18 protein-coding genes are annotated in these 18931 nt (G+C 61.8%); 10 read left to right on the top strand and 8 right to left on the bottom strand.

Going from position 1 to position 18931, the window contains the following annotated elements; translation table 11 throughout:
- Positions 1 to 99: 99 nt before the first annotated feature.
- The 3 genes from HZ994_10425 (at position 100) to HZ994_10415 (ending at position 2062) form a co-directional block, all read left to right on the top strand.
- Positions 100 to 1305 (top strand): hypothetical protein, encoded by a 1206-nt coding sequence (locus HZ994_10425; GenBank protein ID QTN32731.1) that lies wholly within the window; start codon positions 100 to 102, stop codon positions 1303 to 1305.
- 9 nt (positions 1306 to 1314) lie between these two features.
- Positions 1315 to 1665, top strand: a complete 351-nt coding sequence (locus tag HZ994_10420) for an MmcQ/YjbR family DNA-binding protein (GenBank protein QTN32730.1) — start codon at positions 1315 to 1317, stop codon at positions 1663 to 1665.
- Between the two features lie 121 nt (positions 1666 to 1786).
- Positions 1787 to 2062 carry a hypothetical protein gene (locus tag HZ994_10415; GenBank protein ID QTN32729.1) on the top strand — a complete coding sequence of 92 codons (276 nt, stop codon included), beginning with the start codon at positions 1787 to 1789 and terminating at the stop codon, positions 2060 to 2062.
- 33 nt (positions 2063 to 2095) lie between these two features.
- Here the strand turns inward: HZ994_10415 and HZ994_10410 are convergent, their stop codons facing one another.
- Entirely contained in the window at positions 2096 to 3655 is a 1560-nt protein-coding gene (locus HZ994_10410) for a hypothetical protein (protein QTN32728.1), read from the bottom strand.
- A gap of 130 nt (positions 3656 to 3785) precedes the next feature.
- Between HZ994_10410 and HZ994_10405 the strand changes: the two genes are divergently transcribed.
- Complete coding sequence (locus tag HZ994_10405) at positions 3786 to 5147, top strand: MBL fold metallo-hydrolase (protein QTN32727.1); 1362 nt, start codon at positions 3786 to 3788, stop codon at positions 5145 to 5147.
- A gap of 45 nt (positions 5148 to 5192) precedes the next feature.
- Here the strand turns inward: HZ994_10405 and HZ994_10400 are convergent, their stop codons facing one another.
- Both HZ994_10400 and HZ994_10395 read right to left on the bottom strand, forming a co-directional pair.
- Positions 5193 to 5621, bottom strand: a complete 429-nt coding sequence (locus HZ994_10400) for a DUF4174 domain-containing protein (protein ID QTN32726.1) — start codon at positions 5619 to 5621, stop codon at positions 5193 to 5195.
- A 21-nt stretch (positions 5622 to 5642) separates the two neighbouring features.
- Entirely contained in the window at positions 5643 to 5939 is a 297-nt protein-coding gene (locus HZ994_10395) for a cytochrome c (GenBank protein ID QTN32725.1), read from the bottom strand.
- A gap of 149 nt (positions 5940 to 6088) precedes the next feature.
- On the opposite strand from HZ994_10395, the gene acnA reads away from it, so the two are divergent.
- The 4 genes from acnA (at position 6089) to HZ994_10375 (ending at position 10097) form a co-directional block, all read left to right on the top strand.
- The gene (acnA, locus tag HZ994_10390) at positions 6089 to 8857 is read left to right on the top strand and encodes an aconitate hydratase AcnA (protein ID QTN32724.1); all 2769 of its coding nucleotides are present in this window, start codon (positions 6089 to 6091) and stop codon (positions 8855 to 8857) included.
- A 29-nt stretch (positions 8858 to 8886) separates the two neighbouring features.
- Positions 8887 to 9156, top strand: coding sequence for a hypothetical protein (locus HZ994_10385; protein QTN32723.1), 270 nt, complete (start codon positions 8887 to 8889; stop codon positions 9154 to 9156).
- Between the two features lie 151 nt (positions 9157 to 9307).
- A complete protein-coding gene (locus tag HZ994_10380) occupies positions 9308 to 9895 on the top strand; it encodes a hypothetical protein (protein ID QTN32722.1) in 588 nt (195 codons plus the stop codon).
- A gap of 4 nt (positions 9896 to 9899) precedes the next feature.
- Positions 9900 to 10097, top strand: a complete 198-nt coding sequence (locus HZ994_10375; GenBank protein ID QTN32721.1) for a hypothetical protein — start codon at positions 9900 to 9902, stop codon at positions 10095 to 10097.
- 40 nt (positions 10098 to 10137) lie between these two features.
- On the opposite strand, the gene HZ994_10370 is transcribed toward HZ994_10375, so the two are convergent.
- Positions 10138 to 11481, bottom strand: coding sequence for a DNA cytosine methyltransferase (locus HZ994_10370; GenBank protein QTN32720.1), 1344 nt, complete (start codon positions 11479 to 11481; stop codon positions 10138 to 10140).
- Positions 11482 to 12255: 774 nt separating this feature from the next.
- Here HZ994_10370 and HZ994_10365 point away from each other — a divergent pair.
- On the top strand, positions 12256 to 13374 hold the full coding sequence (locus HZ994_10365) for an aldo/keto reductase (GenBank protein ID QTN32719.1): 1119 nt from the start codon (positions 12256 to 12258) through the stop codon (positions 13372 to 13374).
- A 26-nt stretch (positions 13375 to 13400) separates the two neighbouring features.
- Here the strand turns inward: HZ994_10365 and HZ994_10360 are convergent, their stop codons facing one another.
- Complete coding sequence (locus tag HZ994_10360; GenBank protein ID QTN32718.1) at positions 13401 to 14678, bottom strand: hypothetical protein; 1278 nt, start codon at positions 14676 to 14678, stop codon at positions 13401 to 13403.
- Positions 14679 to 14771: 93 nt separating this feature from the next.
- Between HZ994_10360 and HZ994_10355 the strand changes: the two genes are divergently transcribed.
- Positions 14772 to 15089, top strand: a complete 318-nt coding sequence (locus HZ994_10355) for a hypothetical protein (GenBank protein ID QTN32717.1) — start codon at positions 14772 to 14774, stop codon at positions 15087 to 15089.
- Here the strand turns inward: HZ994_10355 and HZ994_10350 are convergent.
- The 3 genes from HZ994_10350 to HZ994_10340 form a co-directional block, all read right to left on the bottom strand.
- Positions 15086 to 15925, bottom strand: a complete 840-nt coding sequence (locus HZ994_10350; GenBank protein ID QTN32716.1) for an ABC transporter ATP-binding protein — start codon at positions 15923 to 15925, stop codon at positions 15086 to 15088. The two genes, HZ994_10355 and HZ994_10350, sit on opposite strands and share 4 nt — an antisense overlap.
- A 218-nt stretch (positions 15926 to 16143) precedes the next feature.
- Positions 16144 to 18114: a fumarate reductase/succinate dehydrogenase flavoprotein subunit gene (locus tag HZ994_10345; protein QTN32715.1), complete on the bottom strand. Its 1971-nt coding sequence runs from the start codon at positions 18112 to 18114 to the stop codon at positions 16144 to 16146.
- 18 nt (positions 18115 to 18132) lie between these two features.
- Positions 18133 to 18855 carry a succinate dehydrogenase cytochrome b subunit gene (locus HZ994_10340; GenBank protein ID QTN32714.1) on the bottom strand — a complete coding sequence of 241 codons (723 nt, stop codon included), beginning with the start codon at positions 18853 to 18855 and terminating at the stop codon, positions 18133 to 18135.
- Between the last annotated feature and the right edge of the window lie 76 nt (positions 18856 to 18931).

The following is an 18931-nucleotide window of genomic DNA, read 5'->3' as shown; positions in this document are numbered from 1 at the left end:
GAGTCGGGCTTTGACATCACAGGGACTCAGATTGGAAGATCGGCTTGCTGGTGAGCTGGAACCCCAAAGTGCGCTTTCGAATCCCTTCCCTACGTCCCGATGAACCCCCTTTTCCAAACCCTCGCCGACCTCTACGGGAAATCCGCACTCAGGAAGCGCGACTTCACCATCGACTACGAGAAATTCCTCCGCCTCGCCAGCGCCGGGGACGGCGATGAACGTGAGCTTGCGGAAAACGCACTGCGCCTCGCGGAAAGCGAATCGGGCGGGGTTTTCCGGATCGACCGACATCGGAAATCCGGCCTGCCAATGACCCTGCGGCTCTCTGCGGAGGGCGGTGAGGAATGGTTGTTTTCAAAGATCGGCAGGACAAATCCCACCCGCGAACGGGAGGAACTCGCCCGCTATTTCCAGCAATGCGCCGAAAGAAGCATCCCGGAAAAATGGGTGGCAGCATGGAAGGATTGGTGTGCGTCGCTGGCTTCCCGCGCCATGTCCGGCGCGTCCCTCCAGCCCTTTTCAAAAACCGGCAACCATGAACTGATGGACGCGCTCACCGGCGTGCTCAACTGGCAGGGGGAATCGCTCATCCGCTACGCCAGCGCCCGGATTTGCGGGGATTCGAAACGGCTGCAAGCGCTGGAATCCAGGCTGGTGACGGCGCTCGGCGAGATCACCGGAGAAAGCTCTCTCGAAGCTTTCGGCATTCTCCACAAGCCCCGATCCGCGAATCTCCACGGGCCGCTTGTCCTAGAAATCGGCGGCTCCCGCATCGATTTCTCCGCCCTCCCCGGCACCTACACCCTCTCGGAAACGAACATCGCGGAAGCCCGCCATATTTCCACCGCCGCCCGCATCTGCCTGACCGTGGAGAACGAGGATGTCTTCATGGAACTCGCGAAACGCAACCCCGGCGCGCTCCTCATCCAGACCAGCTTCCCCGGCTCAGCCGTGCGCCGGCTCATCGCGCGCCTGCCGGAAATGGATTTCCATCACTTCGGCGACAGCGATCCGGCGGGCTTCGACATCCTCCGCGACCTGCGGGAGAAAACGGGAAGAAATTTCCGCCCCATCCTGATGGGACACAGGCCGTCGCCACAGCCGGTTCCGCTGACCGAAATGGAGCATGAAACGCTGTCACGGCTCATCGCGAATCCGTCGATGGAAGATCTCAGGCACACCATGCAATGCATGATCGCCAGCGGTGACAAGGGGCGGTTCGAACAGGAAAGCCTTCCGGTGGAGCGGGTTTTCCCCGTGCTTCTTGGGGAAAGCGGGGTAGACAAATATTCGGCAACGCATTGATTTGTTCTCATGTCCCCCTCCACCCTTTGCGATCTTCTCCACTCCCTCCCCCACGTCGAGGAGTCGGAACCCTTCGGCCCCGGGATTTTCGTCCAGAAAGTCGGCGGGAAGATGTTCGCCCTCTACACGGACGACGAAGACGGCCTGCGGCTCAACCTGAAGTGCGATCCCGACCGCGCGATCGAGCTTCGGGAGCAGCACGAATCCATCATCCCCGGCTACCACATGAACAAGAAGCATTGGAACACCCTGATCCTCGACGGTTCGTTGCCCGCGGGACTGGTCAAGGAGCTGATCCGGCACTCGTATGATCTGGTGTTCGCTTCCCTGCCCGGAAAGACGCGCAAGGCTCTGGCCTGAACCGCGCCGTCACCCTCCGGATGCGGCAGGCAGGCCGGGCGGCACTGTGCCACAACAGGGGATACTCCGCGCGGAATTGCGGATGGACGCGGCCCATTTCATCCAACAAAATATAACGATCATGTTGTTTTGCCCCTTCCGCACCACCGCCCCGCTGATCCTTGCGGTGCTGTTCGCCACGCCCTTCTCCAATGCAGCTCCCAAGGGCGCGATGAACAAACCCGACTTCACCAAGGGCGATACGATCCCCGCAGGCGCGACCCAGGACTGGAACCTCGGCGCCACCGGCGCGTGCGCGGGAGTGCCAAGGCGGCAAGCGGGAGCCATGGGAAACAAAATTCTGGGCTTCGAGAGGCTGCTGAAATCCGTCACGGCTTCCACAAGATCCGCAATGTGATCCAGTTCCCGAGGACTCCGGGGGATGGCCAGTTCAAGGGGAATGCTCCGCGAGCGTCACCTTGACCCGCACGAACATTCTCCCATTCGCCGGGATGATTACGGTGACGTTTTCGAAGCCGGGGACATCCGGATCGAAGGGCGCAGCGGAAACCGATGCGCCGAGTGGGGGCGAGGTGCCCCAGGATTCGTTTTCAAGGTTTCCGGAAAACTCGGTCTCGTAGGTGAGGCCGCGGGCGGCGGCATCGGTGCGGCGGCTGTAGGTGAAGGTGAGGCCGTTTTCGCGGGAGGTCTGTGGGGCGAGGGGATGGCCGCCTTCCGCGAGGTTGGAGTTCGCGCCGGGGTTCCCGCCGAAGGCGTATTCGAGCAGGTTGGATATGCCGTCGAGATCGGGGTCATCGAGCTCGCCCTTGAGCGGGAGGTCGGATACGAAGCTGGCGAATGTTTCCGCGACGGGTAGATCGAAGTTTTGCGAAATCGCCGGGCTGCCGTCCGAGCCGTGGGTGGCCTGGATGGGGATTTCATCGAGCACTGGTACGGAGGCGTATTTGATCGTCGCGGTGGCAGCGGTGTTTCCGCCGAGGGTGGCGATGCGGAGGCGGTAATCTCCGGGTGAGGGGTTCTCGATGATCCAGCCGGGGGCGGTGATGGATGAGGGGATGGCGTTGGTGGGGAAAAGCAGGTTGAGGCGGGGGTTGGTGGCGGTGTTCGGGGAGGAATTCGTGATGGTGAGCTCCAGGTCGGCGGGTTTTGCCTGGCGCAGCGGTGGGTTGGAAATTTCAGCCGTCAGGCTGGCGGTGGCCGGGTAGGCGGGGATGAGCTGATAGCCCTCGCTAGCGAGGATGGTGTTGATTGCGGGCGCGTATTGCGGGACGAAGCTGTCCGTGCTCACCCGGCTCCCGAATGCGAGGCCTGCCGCGAGGTGCAGGCCGACGAGAGCCGGCCGGTTGTTCACCAATGCGAAGCTCGGGCTGCCGGAATCTCCGGAGACCAGGTAGGAATCGTCCTGGTTGCCTGCGAGATTGCTGTACAGGAAGGTGTAGCTGCGGGTGGTGTCGATGTTGTCATCGGAGAAATCGGAAAACGCGGAGATGCGCCCCCGGCCCGCGCGTCGGGTCTGGCCGAAGACGGTGAGGACGGTGTTGTTGTATTGGGCCTCGGTGGCGAGGTTGAGGTAGGGGAAGGGTGTGATGCCCTGCTCGGTGGGCAGGGCGGCGTTGAGCTTCACGATGAGGACATCCGCCACCCCTCCCGAGCCGTTGGGGACGTTTGTGCTCGCCGTCGTGGTGCGATCAAACGCCTCGCCGGAGACATTCAGGAAACGGATGTTGGTGCCGTTCGCGGGGGCGAAGTGCCTCGCGAACAGCACGTGCTGGGGCGTGACCAGTGCGAACTGGCGACCGTCCACGCCCGCCGTTGCGTAGCCGAGGCCGGTGTAGCGGCTGGAAACATAATAGGCGCCGGGGTTGGGCTGCGTGCCGTTTTCCCCGGTGACGAAGCGGTCGTGGCGGGCGGGCGAGTAGTTCCGGATCTCGATGGCCTGTGCAGCTGCCAGGCCCAGGAAGAGGATGGCAAGGGTTTTGGGCAGGGGCATCGTAGGGGGAAGATGGCACGGATCCGGGATTCGCGAAAGGGTGCGATTGCTCTGCTTGCTCCCGGGGCCCGGCCCGGTCTCGGCACACGGGTTGACAGGCCGGGGCGTATTGTCGAGGCTGCGCGGACAAATGGTTTTCAAAAGCATCTGCAGGGACGTGGGGATAGGGGCGAATTCGTATGTGTTGGAATCCGGGGGAGTGAGGATGGTGCTGGATGCCGGTATGCACCCGAAGGAGGAAGGCATGGCCGCGCAACCCCGCTACGACCTGATCGGCGATGACACGGCGGACGCCATTTTCGTGACCCACTCCCACCTGGATCATGTCGGCACCTTGCCGGTATGCGCGGAGCGCCAGCAGACGGCGCGGATTTTCATATCCCCGGAAGCCGCGGAGCTCACCTGCGCGATGCTTCACAACTCCGTCAACGTGATGGAATCCAAGCGCACGGAGCTTGGCATCACCGAGTATCCGTTTTTCCGCCATGGCCAAATCGACCGCATGAAGGCGAACTTCGAGCTGCGCAAAACAGGCCAAAGATTCTTCGTCGATGATGCCGGGAAAATAACGGCCGAATTCTTCGATGCGGGCCACATCATGGGCTCCGTGGGGGTGATGTTCGAGGCGGAGGGGAAGAAGGTTTTTTACACGGGGGACGTGAATTTCGAGGACAGCACGATCCAGAAGGGCGCGGTCTTTCCAGAGGGCGAGGTGGACGCGCTCATCGTGGAAACGACGCGCGGGGAGCAGGCGCGGAGGGCGGATTACTCACGGCAGGAGGAGGAGAACGAATTCGCGGAGGCCATCGACAGGGTGCTGAAACGCGGCGGCTCCGCACTGGTGCCGGTCTTTGCAATGGGGAAAACCCAGGAGGTGCTGGCCATGCTCCAGCGCTTCAGGGAAGAGGGCCGCGTGAATCCGAAGGCACCCATCTACATCGGAGGCCTGAGCACCAAGATGACCACGATCTACGACAAGTTCAGCGATGTCTCCCGCCGCAACCGCCGCGGCTTCAAGTTCCTCACCGACATGGAGCTGGCGGGCGGCAACAAGCGCCGCGTCGGCCCCATCCCCTTCAACAACGGCTGCATCTACGCGCTCTCCAGCGGCATGATGTCGGAAAAAACCGTCTCTAACAACTTCGCCCGCCAGGGTGTCCTGGAAAACAGGAAGCACGGCCTGTTCTTCGTCGGCTACGCGGACTCGGAAACACCCGGCGGCAAGATCCGTGCGGCGAAGCAGGGCGACATGATAGACCTCGATCCCGCCTATCCACCGGTGAAGCTCAATTGCGAGGTGCGCGTTTTCGATTTCTCCGGCCACTCCACCCGCGATGCCATCGCCGACTACGCCGTCAAGGTGAAGCCGAAGAAGGTTTTCCTCGTGCACGGCGATGAGGGGGCGATGGCATGGTTCAAGGGCGAGCTGGAATCAAGGCTGCCTGGCACCGTGGTGATCATCCCCGAGCCGGGGGTTGAGTTCGATATCTGAGGGGCTTGGGCGCACCCAACAGCATCTCGCGGGGGCTTCCCGCATCTAGGGCGCTTCCGGCTTCCCCGCGCCCTGTCCCCGCTCACGCATCTCGCGCTGGCGCATCGGCATGATGTCGATGCTGGCGTAGAGCTTTTCGAGCGTGAATTCGCCCATCGGCCATCGCAGCGTGGTGCGCCCGTCTTTTCCGATCAGGTACACCATCGGCGCCCCGGCATCCGGATCGAGACGCTCGGCGAATTCCCCCGCGAGCTTTTCCGGGACGGGAAAACGTTTCGCACCGGAGCCGCCGAGCACGAAAACCTTGATGTCCCTCTCGCGGATCCCCGCTTCGTCCGCAGCGATCCTCGCCACCGCTTCCCCGCTCGCGCCGGACAGCACAAGCAGCCGGCTATTCCACTGGAAATCAGCGATTTGCTCTCCAGCGCAGGCCATCGAGGTGATGAAAACCAGAATTGAGGCGATGTATCCCATGCTGCGGCAAGCTAGGCCCGCTCATCGGGCCGCCAAAATATATTTGAGCACCGCCTGCTCATCCGCCTCGGAAATGCCCGCATTCCACGCCATCCCCGGCGTCACGATGTGCCAGTCCTCGCTTGAGACATCCGAGGGCATCAGCGGCTCGTGGCAGCGGGCGCATTGGCTCATGTAAACACCGTAGCCCTTCTGAAGCGCCGCCAGCTCCTGGCCGCTGCGGGTGGCCATCGCGGCGGTGGGCACGGGAACGCGTTCCTGCGGGGCGCAGGCGGCGAGCGAGAAAATCATGCCAAGGGCGACAAGGGGCTTATTCATGCCCTCAACCATGCCCCGGAACGCGACCGGTCTTCAATCACGATCTTGGCATGGGAAAAGCAGGGAAAATTCCGCCTGCCGAACATTTTTGACAAATCCCCCCTGATCAACAACCCTCCGCCCACAAAACCTCCCATTTCATCACAACCATGAGCTACATCCGCACCTTCACCACCGGCTCCGGCGCCGAGGGCAAATTCCATTCCCTTCCCGCCCTTGCGGAAACATTCCCGAATCTCCCCAAGCTCCCGGTCTCGATCCGCATCGTGCTCGAATCGGTTCTGCGCAACGTCGATGGCCGGAAGGTCACGGATGCGGACGTCGCGAACCTCGCCAACTACGACGCGAAAAACACAGGCGAGTATGAAATCCCATTCACCGTCGCCCGCATCGTCCTCCAGGATTTCACCGGTGTCCCCCTGCTCGTCGATGTGGCGGCGATGCGCGATGCCGCTGTCGCCCGCGGTGCATCCCCGGAAAAAATCGAGCCCCTCGTGCCCGTGGATCTCGTGGTGGATCACTCGGTCCAGGTGGATTTCTCCGGCTCCCAGAGCGCGCTCGACCGCAACATGGCCATCGAGTTCATCCGCAACCGCGAGCGCTACGAGTTCCTGAAATGGGGGCAGCAAGCCTTTGAAACTTTCTCCGTTGTGCCTCCGGGCATCGGCATCGTCCACCAGGTGAACCTTGAGTATCTCGCCAAGGGCGTGCTCTCGAAAGACGGCGTTTACTACCCGGACACCCTCGTCGGCACGGACTCCCACACCACCATGATCAACGGCCTCGGCGTCGTCGGCTGGGGCGTGGGCGGCATCGAGGCGGAGGCCGGGATGCTCGGCCAGCCGGTCACCTTCCTCGTCCCGGAAGTCGTCGGCGTCTATCTCCACGGCTCCCTGAAGGAGGGCGTCACCGCCACCGACCTCACCCTCCGCGTCACGGAAATTCTCCGCAAGCACGGGGTTGTCGGCAAGTTCGTCGAGTTCTACGGCCCGGGTGCGGAAGCCCTTTCCCTGCCCGACCGCGCGACCATCGCCAACATGGCTCCGGAATACGGCGCGACCATGGGCTTTTTCCCCGTCGATGGTGAAACGATCAACTACCTCCGTGGCACCGGCCGCAGCGAGGAACTCTGCACCACCGTCGAGAACTACTACAAGGCGCAGGGCCTCTTCGGCATCCCGGACAAGGGCGACTGCACCTACACGGACGAACTCGAGCTCGACCTCTCCACCATCGTCCCCTCCGTCGCCGGCCCGAAACGCCCGCAGGATCGCATCGACGTCCCCGCGCTCCGCGACAGCTTCAACCATCTCTTCACCGCTCCCGTCTCCGCCGGCGGATTCGGCCTCAGCGCGGATCTGCGCGACACCACCGTCGCGCTTCACCTCGATTCCCCGGCCGGTGAATTCGACAACCCCCTCATCGAGGGCGAGACGATCACCGCCACGGACATCGACACCAGTCTGCGCCACGGCTCCGTCCTGATCGCCGCCATCACCTCCTGCACGAACACCAGCAACCCGAGCGTCATGCTCGCCGCGGGACTCGTCGCGAAGGCAGCCAACGCTCTCGGCCTCACCGTCGCGCCTTTCGTGAAAACCTCCCTCGGCCCCGGCTCGCGGGTCGTCACCGATTACCTCGACGCCACGGGTCTTTCCGCAGAACTCGACAAGCTCGGCTTCGAAACGGTCGGCTACGGCTGCACCACCTGCATCGGAAACTCCGGCCCGCTCCATCCGGCCATCGAGGGCGCGATCAAGGAAGGCAACCTCGTCTGCGCCTCCGTCCTTTCCGGAAACCGCAACTTCGAGGCCCGCGTCCACGGCTCGATCAAATCGAACTTCCTCATGTCCCCTCCCCTCGTCGTCGCATACGCGCTCGCAGGACGCGTGGACATCGACCTCACCACAGAACCGCTCGGAAACGACAAGGACGGCAACCCGGTATTCCTAAAAGACCTCTGGCCTTCCCAGGCCGAAATCAAAGCCCAGCTCGATGCAGCGCTCAAGCCCGAGGTTTACGCGAAACTCTACGGAAACGTCGATACCGCGAACCCGAAATGGGGCGAGATCAACGGCTCCGCAGGCGCGACCTACGAGTGGGACGAGAAATCCACCTACGTCCAGTCGCCTCCGTTCTTCGAAACCAAGATCGGCGGCAGCGAGGACATCCTCGGCGCACGTCCGCTCGGCATCTTCGGCGATTCCGTCACCACCGACCACATCTCCCCCGCCGGAGCGATCAAGGAGACCTCCCCCGCAGGCCAATACCTCATCGCCAACGGCGTGGACAAGGCATCCTTCAACTCCTACGGAGCACGCCGCGGCAACGACCGCGTCATGACCCGCGGCACCTTCGCCAACGTCCGCATCAAGAACCTCATGTGCCCCGGCATCGAAGGCGGATACACCCAATACTTCGGCGCGAAATCCGTCGCGGCCCCCGACCAGGAAATCGCCTCCGTCAGCGGCGCGATCCCGACCTTCATCTACAACGCCTCCATGGCCTACCAGGAAGAGGGCACGCCCCTCATCTGCATCGGCGGCGAGGATTACGGCATGGGCTCATCCCGCGACTGGGCGGCGAAAGGCACCCGCCTCCTCGGCGTCAAAGCCGTCGTCACCAAATCCTTCGAGCGCATCCACCGCTCCAACCTCATCGGCATGGGCGTCCTCCCCTGCAACTTCGTCGACAAGGCCGACTACGACAAGGTCAAGGATCTCACCGACGCAAAGTTCGACATCACCGGCATCGCCGGCGAACTCAAGCCCATGCAGTCCGCCACCCTCACCGCCACCAAACCGGACGGCACCAAGGTCACCATCCCGCTCAAAGTCCGCCTCGATACCCCGGCGGAAGTCGATTACTACAACGCCGGCGGCATCCTGCCTTATGTGCTGGATCAGATCTTGGCGTAAGGAATTAGGTTTCGTAGAAAAGAAAAACAATGAGCAATTTCGAATCAATAGGGGAGAACATCAGAAATCAGACGAAGCGTCTGATCGTAGATTTGATGAAGTCGTCTCCTGATTACGGCTCAAACGGGAAAGGTTTACGCACTGCCGAGATTTTCAGATCGTGTGGCCTCGATTGGGGCGACTACCCGAAAACGAAATCTACCGCCCAACAATACTGGGTTGTCGCCGCTATCCGTGAACTTGAATCAGAAGGTATTGTTGAAAGGGTTTCCGAATCAGGCCCCTGGAGGATTTTATAAAATCGCTCGATCACTTTTCGCATAGGATTTCTGATCGGGGCAATGGTTCGAGAGGCGGGTGCCGGTGGCCTGAATGCTCTCCGTGGCTCAGATCCCGTGGTTCTCAGCTTGCGCAGTCTTTTGAAAGCGTCATCCTGATTTCTGCACCCGCATGAACCAAGCCTTCCAATACCAGCGCCTAGTCCTCGGCTACCATGGCTGCGACAAATCCGTTGCGGATCGGGTACTGGCGGGCGAAGATTCGCTCAAGAAGAGCGAGAAACGCTACGACTGGCTCGGCAGCGGAATCTATTTCTGGGAACACGGGCCGGAGCGAGCACTGGATTGGGCGAAGGAGCAGGTCGCAAGGGGAAAATTGGAAAACCCTTCGGTGATCGGAGCAGTGATTCATCTCGGGAACTGCTTCGATTTCATGGACATCAGCTCTACCCGGATACTTGCGGAGGCTTACCCCCGATATGTGGACTTCAGGAAACGGTATGACCTGTCTGTTCCCCGCAATGAAGGCCGCCACGATGGTGACCTGGATCTTCTGCGAAGAACACTCGATTGCTCGATCATCAACTGGCTGACCGAAATTTTCGACGCCGATGCCGATTCTCCGACCTACGATTCCGTACGCGGCGTATTCCAAGAGTCCGAACCGGCCTTTGAAGGTTCATCCATCAGAATGAAGTCACACATCCAGCTCGCGATCCGGAATCCGGCTTGCATCATGGGCTACTTCAGGCCACTGTAATCCCGTGAGCAAAAGCCGATCCATCCAGTATTCCTTCATGTCCCCTTCTCCGGTGGAAAAGGCATGGGAACGGTTCAAGAAGCGCTTCGACATCATGACGGATGAGGAAAAGCTCCAGACCTTCGTGAACGCGGGCATTCTCACGAAAAAAGGCAGGCTCACGAAGCCCTATCGTGAGATGGAGAATTCCACGAGACCTTGAGCGCGATGAGGAGGCAAGAGTAAGCTCGCTCGGGATTTAGTCAGCTTGCGACTCTAAAAAGTCTCTCGCGTTCGGTCTCCTGCTGTGTGCGTTTGCGAGCGCCACTTTTCCGATCGCGTTTGTGGATCGGGCAATCAATCCCCCAGAACTTCGCGGCGTGGGACATTTCCATGGTGAGCAGCTTGGGATCGCCAAGTGAGATCGCTTCATCAGCCATTGCAGGGGTAACACCCATCGCCTTGATGACTTCCGATGCCACAGCGCGGGCGAGCGGCGGCGGGACTGCGTTTCTGATCTGCCGGGCACCATGCCACTTTGTCTGATGGAAACGGAACCAATCGGGAAAACCGTGAAGCCTTGCCATCTCACGGACGGTAATACATCTCGGGTGCTTGTAGTGAATCGGTCGGGGGCTGGTGAAAGCTCCGCGTGCTGCATCAGTGCCGGCACGCAGGGTATTGGAAACCCCGGTGGGGCTGAGTTTGAAGAAACGGGAAATCGGCTCGACCGATCCGGGACTTGTCTCTGAAAAACGTGTGCGGGAAATTTCCGAATGGGAGGTTCGGGTGCTTGAAGTCAACAAGCCGGGATCCCAGATCCGGATCCGGCCATTGTGCCAGGAGGTCGTTTCGGAGCACCGCATTTCCTTTGCATAGGCCGATGGCGCACCCCAAGCATTGCTCTTCACTTCATCGCTTTTCCCAAGCGTAGCGTAGCGGTCTGCATCGGGGAGGTCACCAAGGGCATCCTCGCAATTCGGTGCGGAAATCAAGCCGATCTCCGGCGACTTGTCGGGGCGGTGGGTGGATGCGGCGGGATACACAGGAACAGTGAGCCCTTTTTTCGCACCGAGCAGGAAGAGGCGTTTCCTATCCTGTGGCACGCCGTAGGAACTGGCGTTCAGAACCGACCAAGGCATCCTCACTGAATAACCCCGCTCCTCGAAAGTTTCGATAAGTTGCTCAAGGAACTTCTTGTGCGCGCCAACTGTCAGCCCTTTGACGTTCTCAAAGACGAAATAATCGGCATCCAGCTCGCAGACGATCCTGACGAAATCCCCAACGAGCCGGTTGCGCGGGTCGTCGAAAATCCGCTTTCCGATCATTGAAAACCCTTGGCAAGGAGCACCCCCGAACACCACATCGACCTTGCCCGTGATTCCAGCCCGCTTGCGAATTTCCGCGCCGCTCAGATTCTGGACGGACTCGGGGATGACGGTGGTTTCCGGGAAATTGAAATGGTGGATGCACGCATGAATGGGATCGATCTCCACAGCTGCCGCAACATCGAAACCAGCTTGTTCGAACCCAAGTGACATTCCACCGGCACCCGCGAAAAGATCGACTCCAACAGGGCGGCGATGATTTGCTTTCGTGGACTTCATTGCGTTCTTATGAACAGTTTTCGATCAGAGGTCAAACTTTCGTTGAAGACACCCTAAAAAAACCATGCCCCATCACAAGAAGATACGCAGTTCTTCTGGGGAATCATGGGGTCATCGTCACCATTCTCGCTCGTTCTGCATTCGAAGGTTCTTCCATCCATCTTGCACCCTAGGCTACTTTCGGCCGTCTTGTGCATATGAAAGCTCAGGCACAAACAGCGGATCCCTATGCATCAGCGTGGAAGAATGGCCGGAGCCGCATGTCCAAGATGACTTAAGGAGAGAAGCGCCAGACTCTTGTCAGTGCCGGAATTCTCACCGAAAAAGGGAACGTGACAAAGCCTTACAAGGGCGTTTTCGTGAAAGCGAAGGCAGCTAAATAGGCTGGAAACGTTTTCATAAGTCGGAAATTTCAGGATTGAACCCTGAATTATGGTGATTGGTTTGTCGCGTCATGGCCTACGAATTCATGAGCGACGGGGTCTGGGAACGCACCAGGCACTCGCTTCCGGACATGAACACATTCGGGCGCCCATGCCTCCGCATCAGCCGCCGGGGTGAAACTGGTCATCCCGACTCTCGCCGACATGCACGCCTAGACTGGGCGGATTCCCCGCAGGCTCATCGCCGCCAAGGCCTGCGACGCGGAGCGGCTGGATCCCATGCCCTGATCCTGCTGTTTTCCTCGCACCGATTGATCCGCAGCCGATTCCCTCTTGCGGAACCCCCCATCCGGGGTGGAAGCTCCCGCGCAAACAACGCGTAACAATCACCATGCAACTCACCAACACGGCATACGGCACATGGAGCGGAGGCCGCTTCATGCACTTCGGCGAAACCCTTTCCGAGGAGCGCTTCCTCGGCTGCATAAAGACCGCCTACGAGGCCGGCATCCGCACCTTCGTCACCTCCGACGTCTATGGAAACGGCAAGGCCGATGCCCTGCTCGGCCAAGCCCTCGCCGGAATCGACCGCTCCACCTACTCCCTCGTCGGCATGATTGGCCACGATTTCTACGACGGCGAGCGCAAGGGCTCCCAGGGCTACCCGCGCTTCACCGATCCCGAGCTGCGCGGCGCCGATGGCTATGAGGAGTTTGTCCTCCGCGCCACGAAAGCCTCCCTCGAGCGCTGCGGCACCGACCACTTCGATCTCCTCATGCTCCATAACCCCGACGAGCTTGGCTACACCTCCGAGGCCGTCTGGAAAGCCATGGCCCGCGCCAAGGAAACCGGCCTCACCAAGCAGCTAGGCATGGCCCCGGGCCCCGCAAACGGCTTCACGCTTGATCTCCTCGCCTTCTTCGAGAAATTCGGCGGCATCATCGATTGGGCCATGCTCATCCTCAATCCGCTAGAGCCGTGGCCCTCGAATCTCCTGCTGCCCGCCTGCCAGAAGCACGGCATCAAGGTGCTCACCCGCGTGGTCGATTACGGCGGCGTTTTCCACGACGACCTCGGCGGACCCGACCACGTTTTCAAGCCCGGCGACCACCGCACCTATCGGCCGGAGGGCTGGGTCGGCCACGGCATGGAAAAGGCGAACCGGATGAGACCCATCGGGGAGAGATACAATCTCAGCCTGCTGGAGCTCGCCTGCATCTGGAATCTCAGCCAGAGCCCGGTCGAGTGCGTGGTCCCCACCTTCATCCAGGAGGCAGGGGAAAACGCCCGCCCCATCGAGGACAAGATCCGCGAGTTCGGGAACATGCCCGATGTCCGCCTCACCCCGGAGGAAGTCGAAACGATACGCATCATCGGCGACAACACCGGCTGCATGTTGCTCAAGGGAGCCAGCAAGCGCCACGCCACCAGCGAGCGCTGCGACGAATGGCCGATGAAGCCGGAGCTCCTGGAACTCGCCGAGCGCGAGGGGCTCAGCAACGAGTGGTAGAAGGCTGCCGGAACAGGTGGCAGGGCTCAGGGGTTGTTGCGGTTCGAGAGGGATTGCAGGACGGACTCGGGGAGGTTTGCGGAGTCGATCCAGCGCTGTGCCGCCGGCTGGTCCCTCTCGAGCCATGATCCGAGGGCGCGTTGGTACATGCGGTTGCGGTTCCTCTCGTCGGTGATTTTCGGCGCCTGGCTGAGAGCCACGGCGGGTGCGTCGTCGAAGGAGTTCCACATGAAATGATAGACCATGCGCTCATCGACATCGGCGGGATAGGTGTCCATGAGCTTGGCGGCGGCCTGCGGATTCTCGCGCGCCTCGATGGTGACAAGGCCGCGCAGGGCGCGGGATCTGGCATCGCCTGCGGGCAGCGAGGCGAAGGAGGACATGGCGGCTGCCTTGTCCTTTTTCGCCCATTCCTCGAAGACCTCATCGACGCTGCGGGTGGATGCCTCGCCGAGGTTCGAGAGCAGCCAGGAGGCGGTGCCTGCCGGATCCGTCTTGGCCAATTCCTCGGCGATGCGGGCGGTGGCTCCGTCCCGCAGCCGCTCATCGGAGAGGGCGGAGATCCATTGCCGGGCAGACTCAGGCCCCATGCGGGTGAGGTGCGGGATCATCGCCGTGAGAGCCTGGCCGCGCTCGGAGCTGAAGGGCATTCTCTCAAGCAGCTCGGTGGCGCGGGTGGGATTGGTCTCTGCAAGGGCGCGTATGATGCCGGCCATGTAGGGGTTCGCCTCGTCGCCCTCGTGGTTCGCCTCCGCCCATGCGATGGCGGACTCCGGATCGCGGCTGGCCCATGCGGCGAGCACTGTGCCGGTGGCCATGCCGCCGCGGGTGTTCTCCGTGGTGTAGGCGAGGGCGGCGGTGGGATCCACCTGCGCCCATGCGGTGAGCAACATCGCGTATTCGCCCATCCGCGCATCGGTGATGCCAAGGCTGCGGAAGCGGGCCACGGCGGACTCGAACTCATCCGGGGCGAGGGAGTCGATCCATGCAAGCATGGCGCGGCCACGGTCGAGGGCGTTCTCGCCGCGGACGATCTCCTCCATGTCGGTGAGGCGCTCGTCGAAGGTGGTGCCCGCACGGCTTGCACCGGCGCGGACGGGGCGTCCGGCAGCATCCCGGCGCATCCCGGCACCCTCTTTGCCTGCCGCGGTGCCGCCGGAGGAAACCTGGCGGGCGCGCTCGATCAGTTCATCGGCCTCGCCCCCGCCGGCGCTTCCGTTTCCGGTGGAGATTTTCCCGGCAAGGAATCCTGCCAGCCCGACTGTGAGGCAGGCTGCGGAGGCGCTCGTTGTGTTCCATTTCATGAGGTCGTGAATCTAGTTTGGTTTCTGGCGGTTGCAACGGCGGTTTTTCGTCCGGGAACTTGCAAAAAATCCCCGGCCTGCGATGCTATGCGGATGAAAACCGCAACCATCCTGATAACGTCCGCGCTCCTCGTTTCCTGTCATGCGCAGTCCGCCCTCCCCACCCGCCCGCCTTCCGGAGCCATGGCAGCATCCGAAAAGCGGGTTTCGCCCGCCATCGATGTGAGCAAGCCGGAGACGCTCATCGGCCAGCCCCATGCCGCCGTGAAGGCTGCCTGCGATGCCGCCGGGGTGCGTAACCGCATCATCGAGCTGGACGGCAAGCCGCAGCCCGTCACCCGCGACTACCGCCCCGACCGCCTGAATTTCAGGGTCAGCGACGGCAAGGTGACCGCCGTCAGCAAAGGCTAATCCGCTACGAGCAGCGGGATCGAGGCAAGCAGCCGCTGAGTGTAGGTGTCCTTGGGCGAGTGGAAGACCTGGTCAGCCGTGCCCGTCTCCACGATTTTCCCCTGATACATCACCGCGATCCTGTCCGCGATGTAGTGGACGACACCGAGATCGTGGGAAATGAAAACCATGGTCAGGCCGAGATCGCGCTGGAGATCCTTGAGGAGGTTGAGGATCTGGGACTGGATGGAGACATCGAGGGCGGAGACCGGCTCGTCGGCGATGATGAGCTTCGGCTCGGGGGCGAGGGCGCGGGCGATGGCGATGCGCTGGCGCTGGCCGCCCGAAAACTCATGCGGATAGCGGTTCATCAGGCGCACATCGAGGCCGACGGTGGACATGAGTTCGGCCACTTTTTCCTCCAGGGCTCCGCCTTTCATCTCCGGGTGGCGCTGGCGGACTGCCTCGGAGAGGGTTGAGAAAACGGTCATGCGGGGGTTCAGCGATGCATAGGGATCCTGGAACACCATCTGGAAATCCAGGCGGCGTTTCCTGACTTCGCGGTGATCCAGCCGGCTGAGGTTTTCACCGTTGAGGAGGATGGAGCCGGCGGTGGGCGGGATGAGCTGCATGACCATGCGCGAGAGCGTGGATTTCCCGCAGCCGGACTCGCCGACGAGGCCGAGGATCTCGCCCTTCTGGATGTCCAGGGTGACGCCGTCGACCGCTTTGACGGTCTCGGTGCGGGCGTTGAGGATGCCCCCCGCTTTTTTGGTGAAATGCTTTTCGAGGTCTTTGATTTCGAGATAGGCCACGACGGGAGTGAAGCATTCCCCGCGCCTCTGTGCAACGAACATCGGGGGGAGGAGCTTGGCACTGGGATCCAACGCGCCCAATGGCCCTGAGCCCTTGGAAAATGGCCTGATTCCGGGTCATTCGGGTCATGCACCGGATGTTGGCCATCCTTGTGGCCGCTCCAGGTAAAAAGGAGTGGGGGAACCGCGATGCCGCAGGGATCCGATTGCTTCGCCTGATGCCTATCTCATGATCTGGGCGGACGGAATCCGCCGCCACCTCATGCGTAGCTGCGGACGGAGAGTTTGACGGTCTCGTATTCCAGGGGCTCCTTGTGGAGGGTGGGGGTCTGGCCGGGGCCGTGGTATTCCCAGGCGGAGACGTAGGCGAAGGTGTCATCGTGGCGCTTGGCCTCGCCGGGCTGGGTCTTGCCTTCCCTCACCTCCGGGCTGTCCTCGGTGAACTGGTGCTCGGCGCGGAAGTGGCCGCCGCAGGATTCCTCGCGCTGGAGGGCATCGTGGCACATGAGCTCGCCGAACTCGAGGAAGTCGGCGACGCGGCCGGCTTTTTCCAACTCCATGTTCGGGGTGTCTGCGGTGCCGGGGATGCGGACGTTGTTCCAGAATTCCTCGCGGATGCGGGGGATTTCCTCGAGCGCCCAGGTGAGTCCCTCGGCGCTGCGCTCCATGCCGCATTTGTCCCACATGACTTTCCCGAGATCCTTGTGGAAGGAATCGACGGTGCGTTTCCCCTGGATGGAGAGGAGTTTTGAGATGCGTTCGCGGACTTCGCCCTCGGCCTGCCCGAAGGCGGGGTCCTGGGTGGTGACAGTGCCGGGCTTCTGGGTCGCGAGGTAGTTTGCGATGGTCGTCGGGATGACGAAATATCCGTCGGCAAGGCCCTGCATGAGGGCGGATGCGCCGAGGCGGTTTGCGCCGTGGTCGGAGAAGTTCGCCTCGCCCAGCACGTGAAGGCCGGGGATGTTGGACATCAGGTTGTAGTCCACCCAGAGACCGCCCATGGTGTAGTGGACGGCGGGGTAGATCATCATCGGGCGCTCGTAGGGGTTCTCGCCGGCGATCTTTTCGTACATCTGGAAAAGGTTTCCGTAGCTGGCGCGGATCTTGTCCTCGCCGAGGCGCTTGATCGCATCGCGGAAGTCGAGGTAGACACCGAGGCCGGTGGGGGCGACGCCGCGGCCGTCATCGCAGGCTTCCTTGGCGGCGCGGGAGGAGATGTCGCGCGGGGCGAGGTTTCCGAAGGAGGGGTATTTCCGCTCCAGGAAATAGTCGCGGTCGTCTTCGGGGACATCGTTGGGATGCATTTCCTTGGCGCGGATCTTGGCGGCGATCTCGCGGGATTTCGGTGCCCAGACGCGGCCGTCGTTGCGGAGCGACTCGGACATGAGGGTGAGCTTCGACTGGTAATCGCCGGAGACCGGGATGCAGGTCGGGTGGATCTGGGTGTAGCAGGGATTGGCCATCAGTGCACCGCGGCGGGCGGCGCGCCATGCGGCCATGACGTTGCAGCCCATGGCGTTGGTGGAGAGGAAGAAGACGTTCCCGTAGCCGCCGGTGGCGAGGATCACGGCATCGGCCGCGTGGGTGGAGATCGCGCCGGTGTTCAGGTCGCGGACGACGATGCCCTTGGCGTGTCCATCGACCTTGACGAGATCCATCATCTCGGTGCGCGGATACATTTTCACGCCGCCCTTGTGGATTTCCTTTTCGAGCGCCTGGTAGCAGCCGATGAGGAGCTGCTGGCCGGTCTGGCCGCGGGCGTAGAAGGTGCGGGAGACCTGCGCGCCGCCGAAGGAGCGGTTGTCCAGAAGACCGCCGTATTCGCGGGCGAAGGGAACGCCCTGGGCGACGCATTGGTCGATGATGTTGTTGGAAACCTCGGCGAGGCGATAGACATTGGCCTCGCGGGAGCGGAAGTCGCCGCCCTTGATCGTGTCGTAGAAGAGGCGGTAGACGGAGTCGCCGTCGTTGCGGTAGTTCTTCGCGGCGTTGATGCCGCCCTGGGCTGCGATCGAGTGGGCGCGGCGCGGGGAGTCCTGGTAGCAGAAGCACTTCACCTGGTAGCCGAGCTCGGAGAGGGTCGCGGCGGCGGCACCGCCCGCAAGGCCGGAGCCGACGACGATGATGTTGAATTTCCGCTTGTTGGCCGGGTTGATGAGCTTGGAGTTCATCTTGTGGCTGGACCATTTCTGCTCCAGCGGGCCGGCGGGGATTTTCGAATCGAGTGACATGGGAGTGCGGGGAAATTCTTATTTTACGAAGCCTAGGAAGATGGAGAGCGGGACGGAGATGAAGCCGAGGTAGATCGCGACCGCGTAGCCGACGGAGATTTTCCTGATCAGGTCGCTGGCCTTTTTTGAGCGCAGGCCGAGGGTTTGGAACATCGACTGGACGCCATGGCTGAGGTGGGAGCAGAGCAGGGTCATGGCGATGACGTAGAATGCAACGGCGAAAAAGGTCAGGATGCCCGGGCTGAAGCCGGCGATGACCATCCCGTATGCATCGTGTCGGATCGCGCCGGTTTCCGCCAAGTGGGGGACATCGATCATGTCCCCGAAGCTGCTGCCGGCTTTCACCGTGAAATGGAGGATGTGGAAGATGATGAACGCGAGGATCGTGAGGCCGGAGACGATCATCAGGCGGGACGACCTGGATGCCTGGATGGTGGCTTGGTATTCGTATTGTTTCCGCGCCGACCTGTTCTGGCGCGTCAGCAGCACCGTCGCCCAGACGTGCAGCGTGACGACCACCAGCAGCCCAATACGCGCAACCCAGATCAGTGCGCCGTGTCCCATGGTGTGGAGCATTTCCGCGTAGTCGTTGAATGCCTGGCGGCCTGCGTAGATGAGGAGGTTTCCGGTGAGGTGGCCGGCGAGGAAGAGCACCATCGCCAGGCCTGTGACGGCGACGACGAGTTTCTTGCCGATGGAGGATTGCCAGTAAGCTGCGGCGCTGCGGGTGAGGGCGTTCATTGGGGAAGGGAAATAGGGATGCGTCAATCTTGCGCAGACCCGCCGAAACCTCAAACGCCAATTCCCGAATTTCAAG

Source organism: Akkermansiaceae bacterium, assembly GCA_017798145.1.
Lineage (GTDB): Bacteria > Verrucomicrobiota > Verrucomicrobiia > Verrucomicrobiales > Akkermansiaceae > Luteolibacter.
The sequence above is the reverse complement of the archived record's forward strand: the minus strand, read 5'-3'. Positions and strand labels throughout refer to the sequence as shown.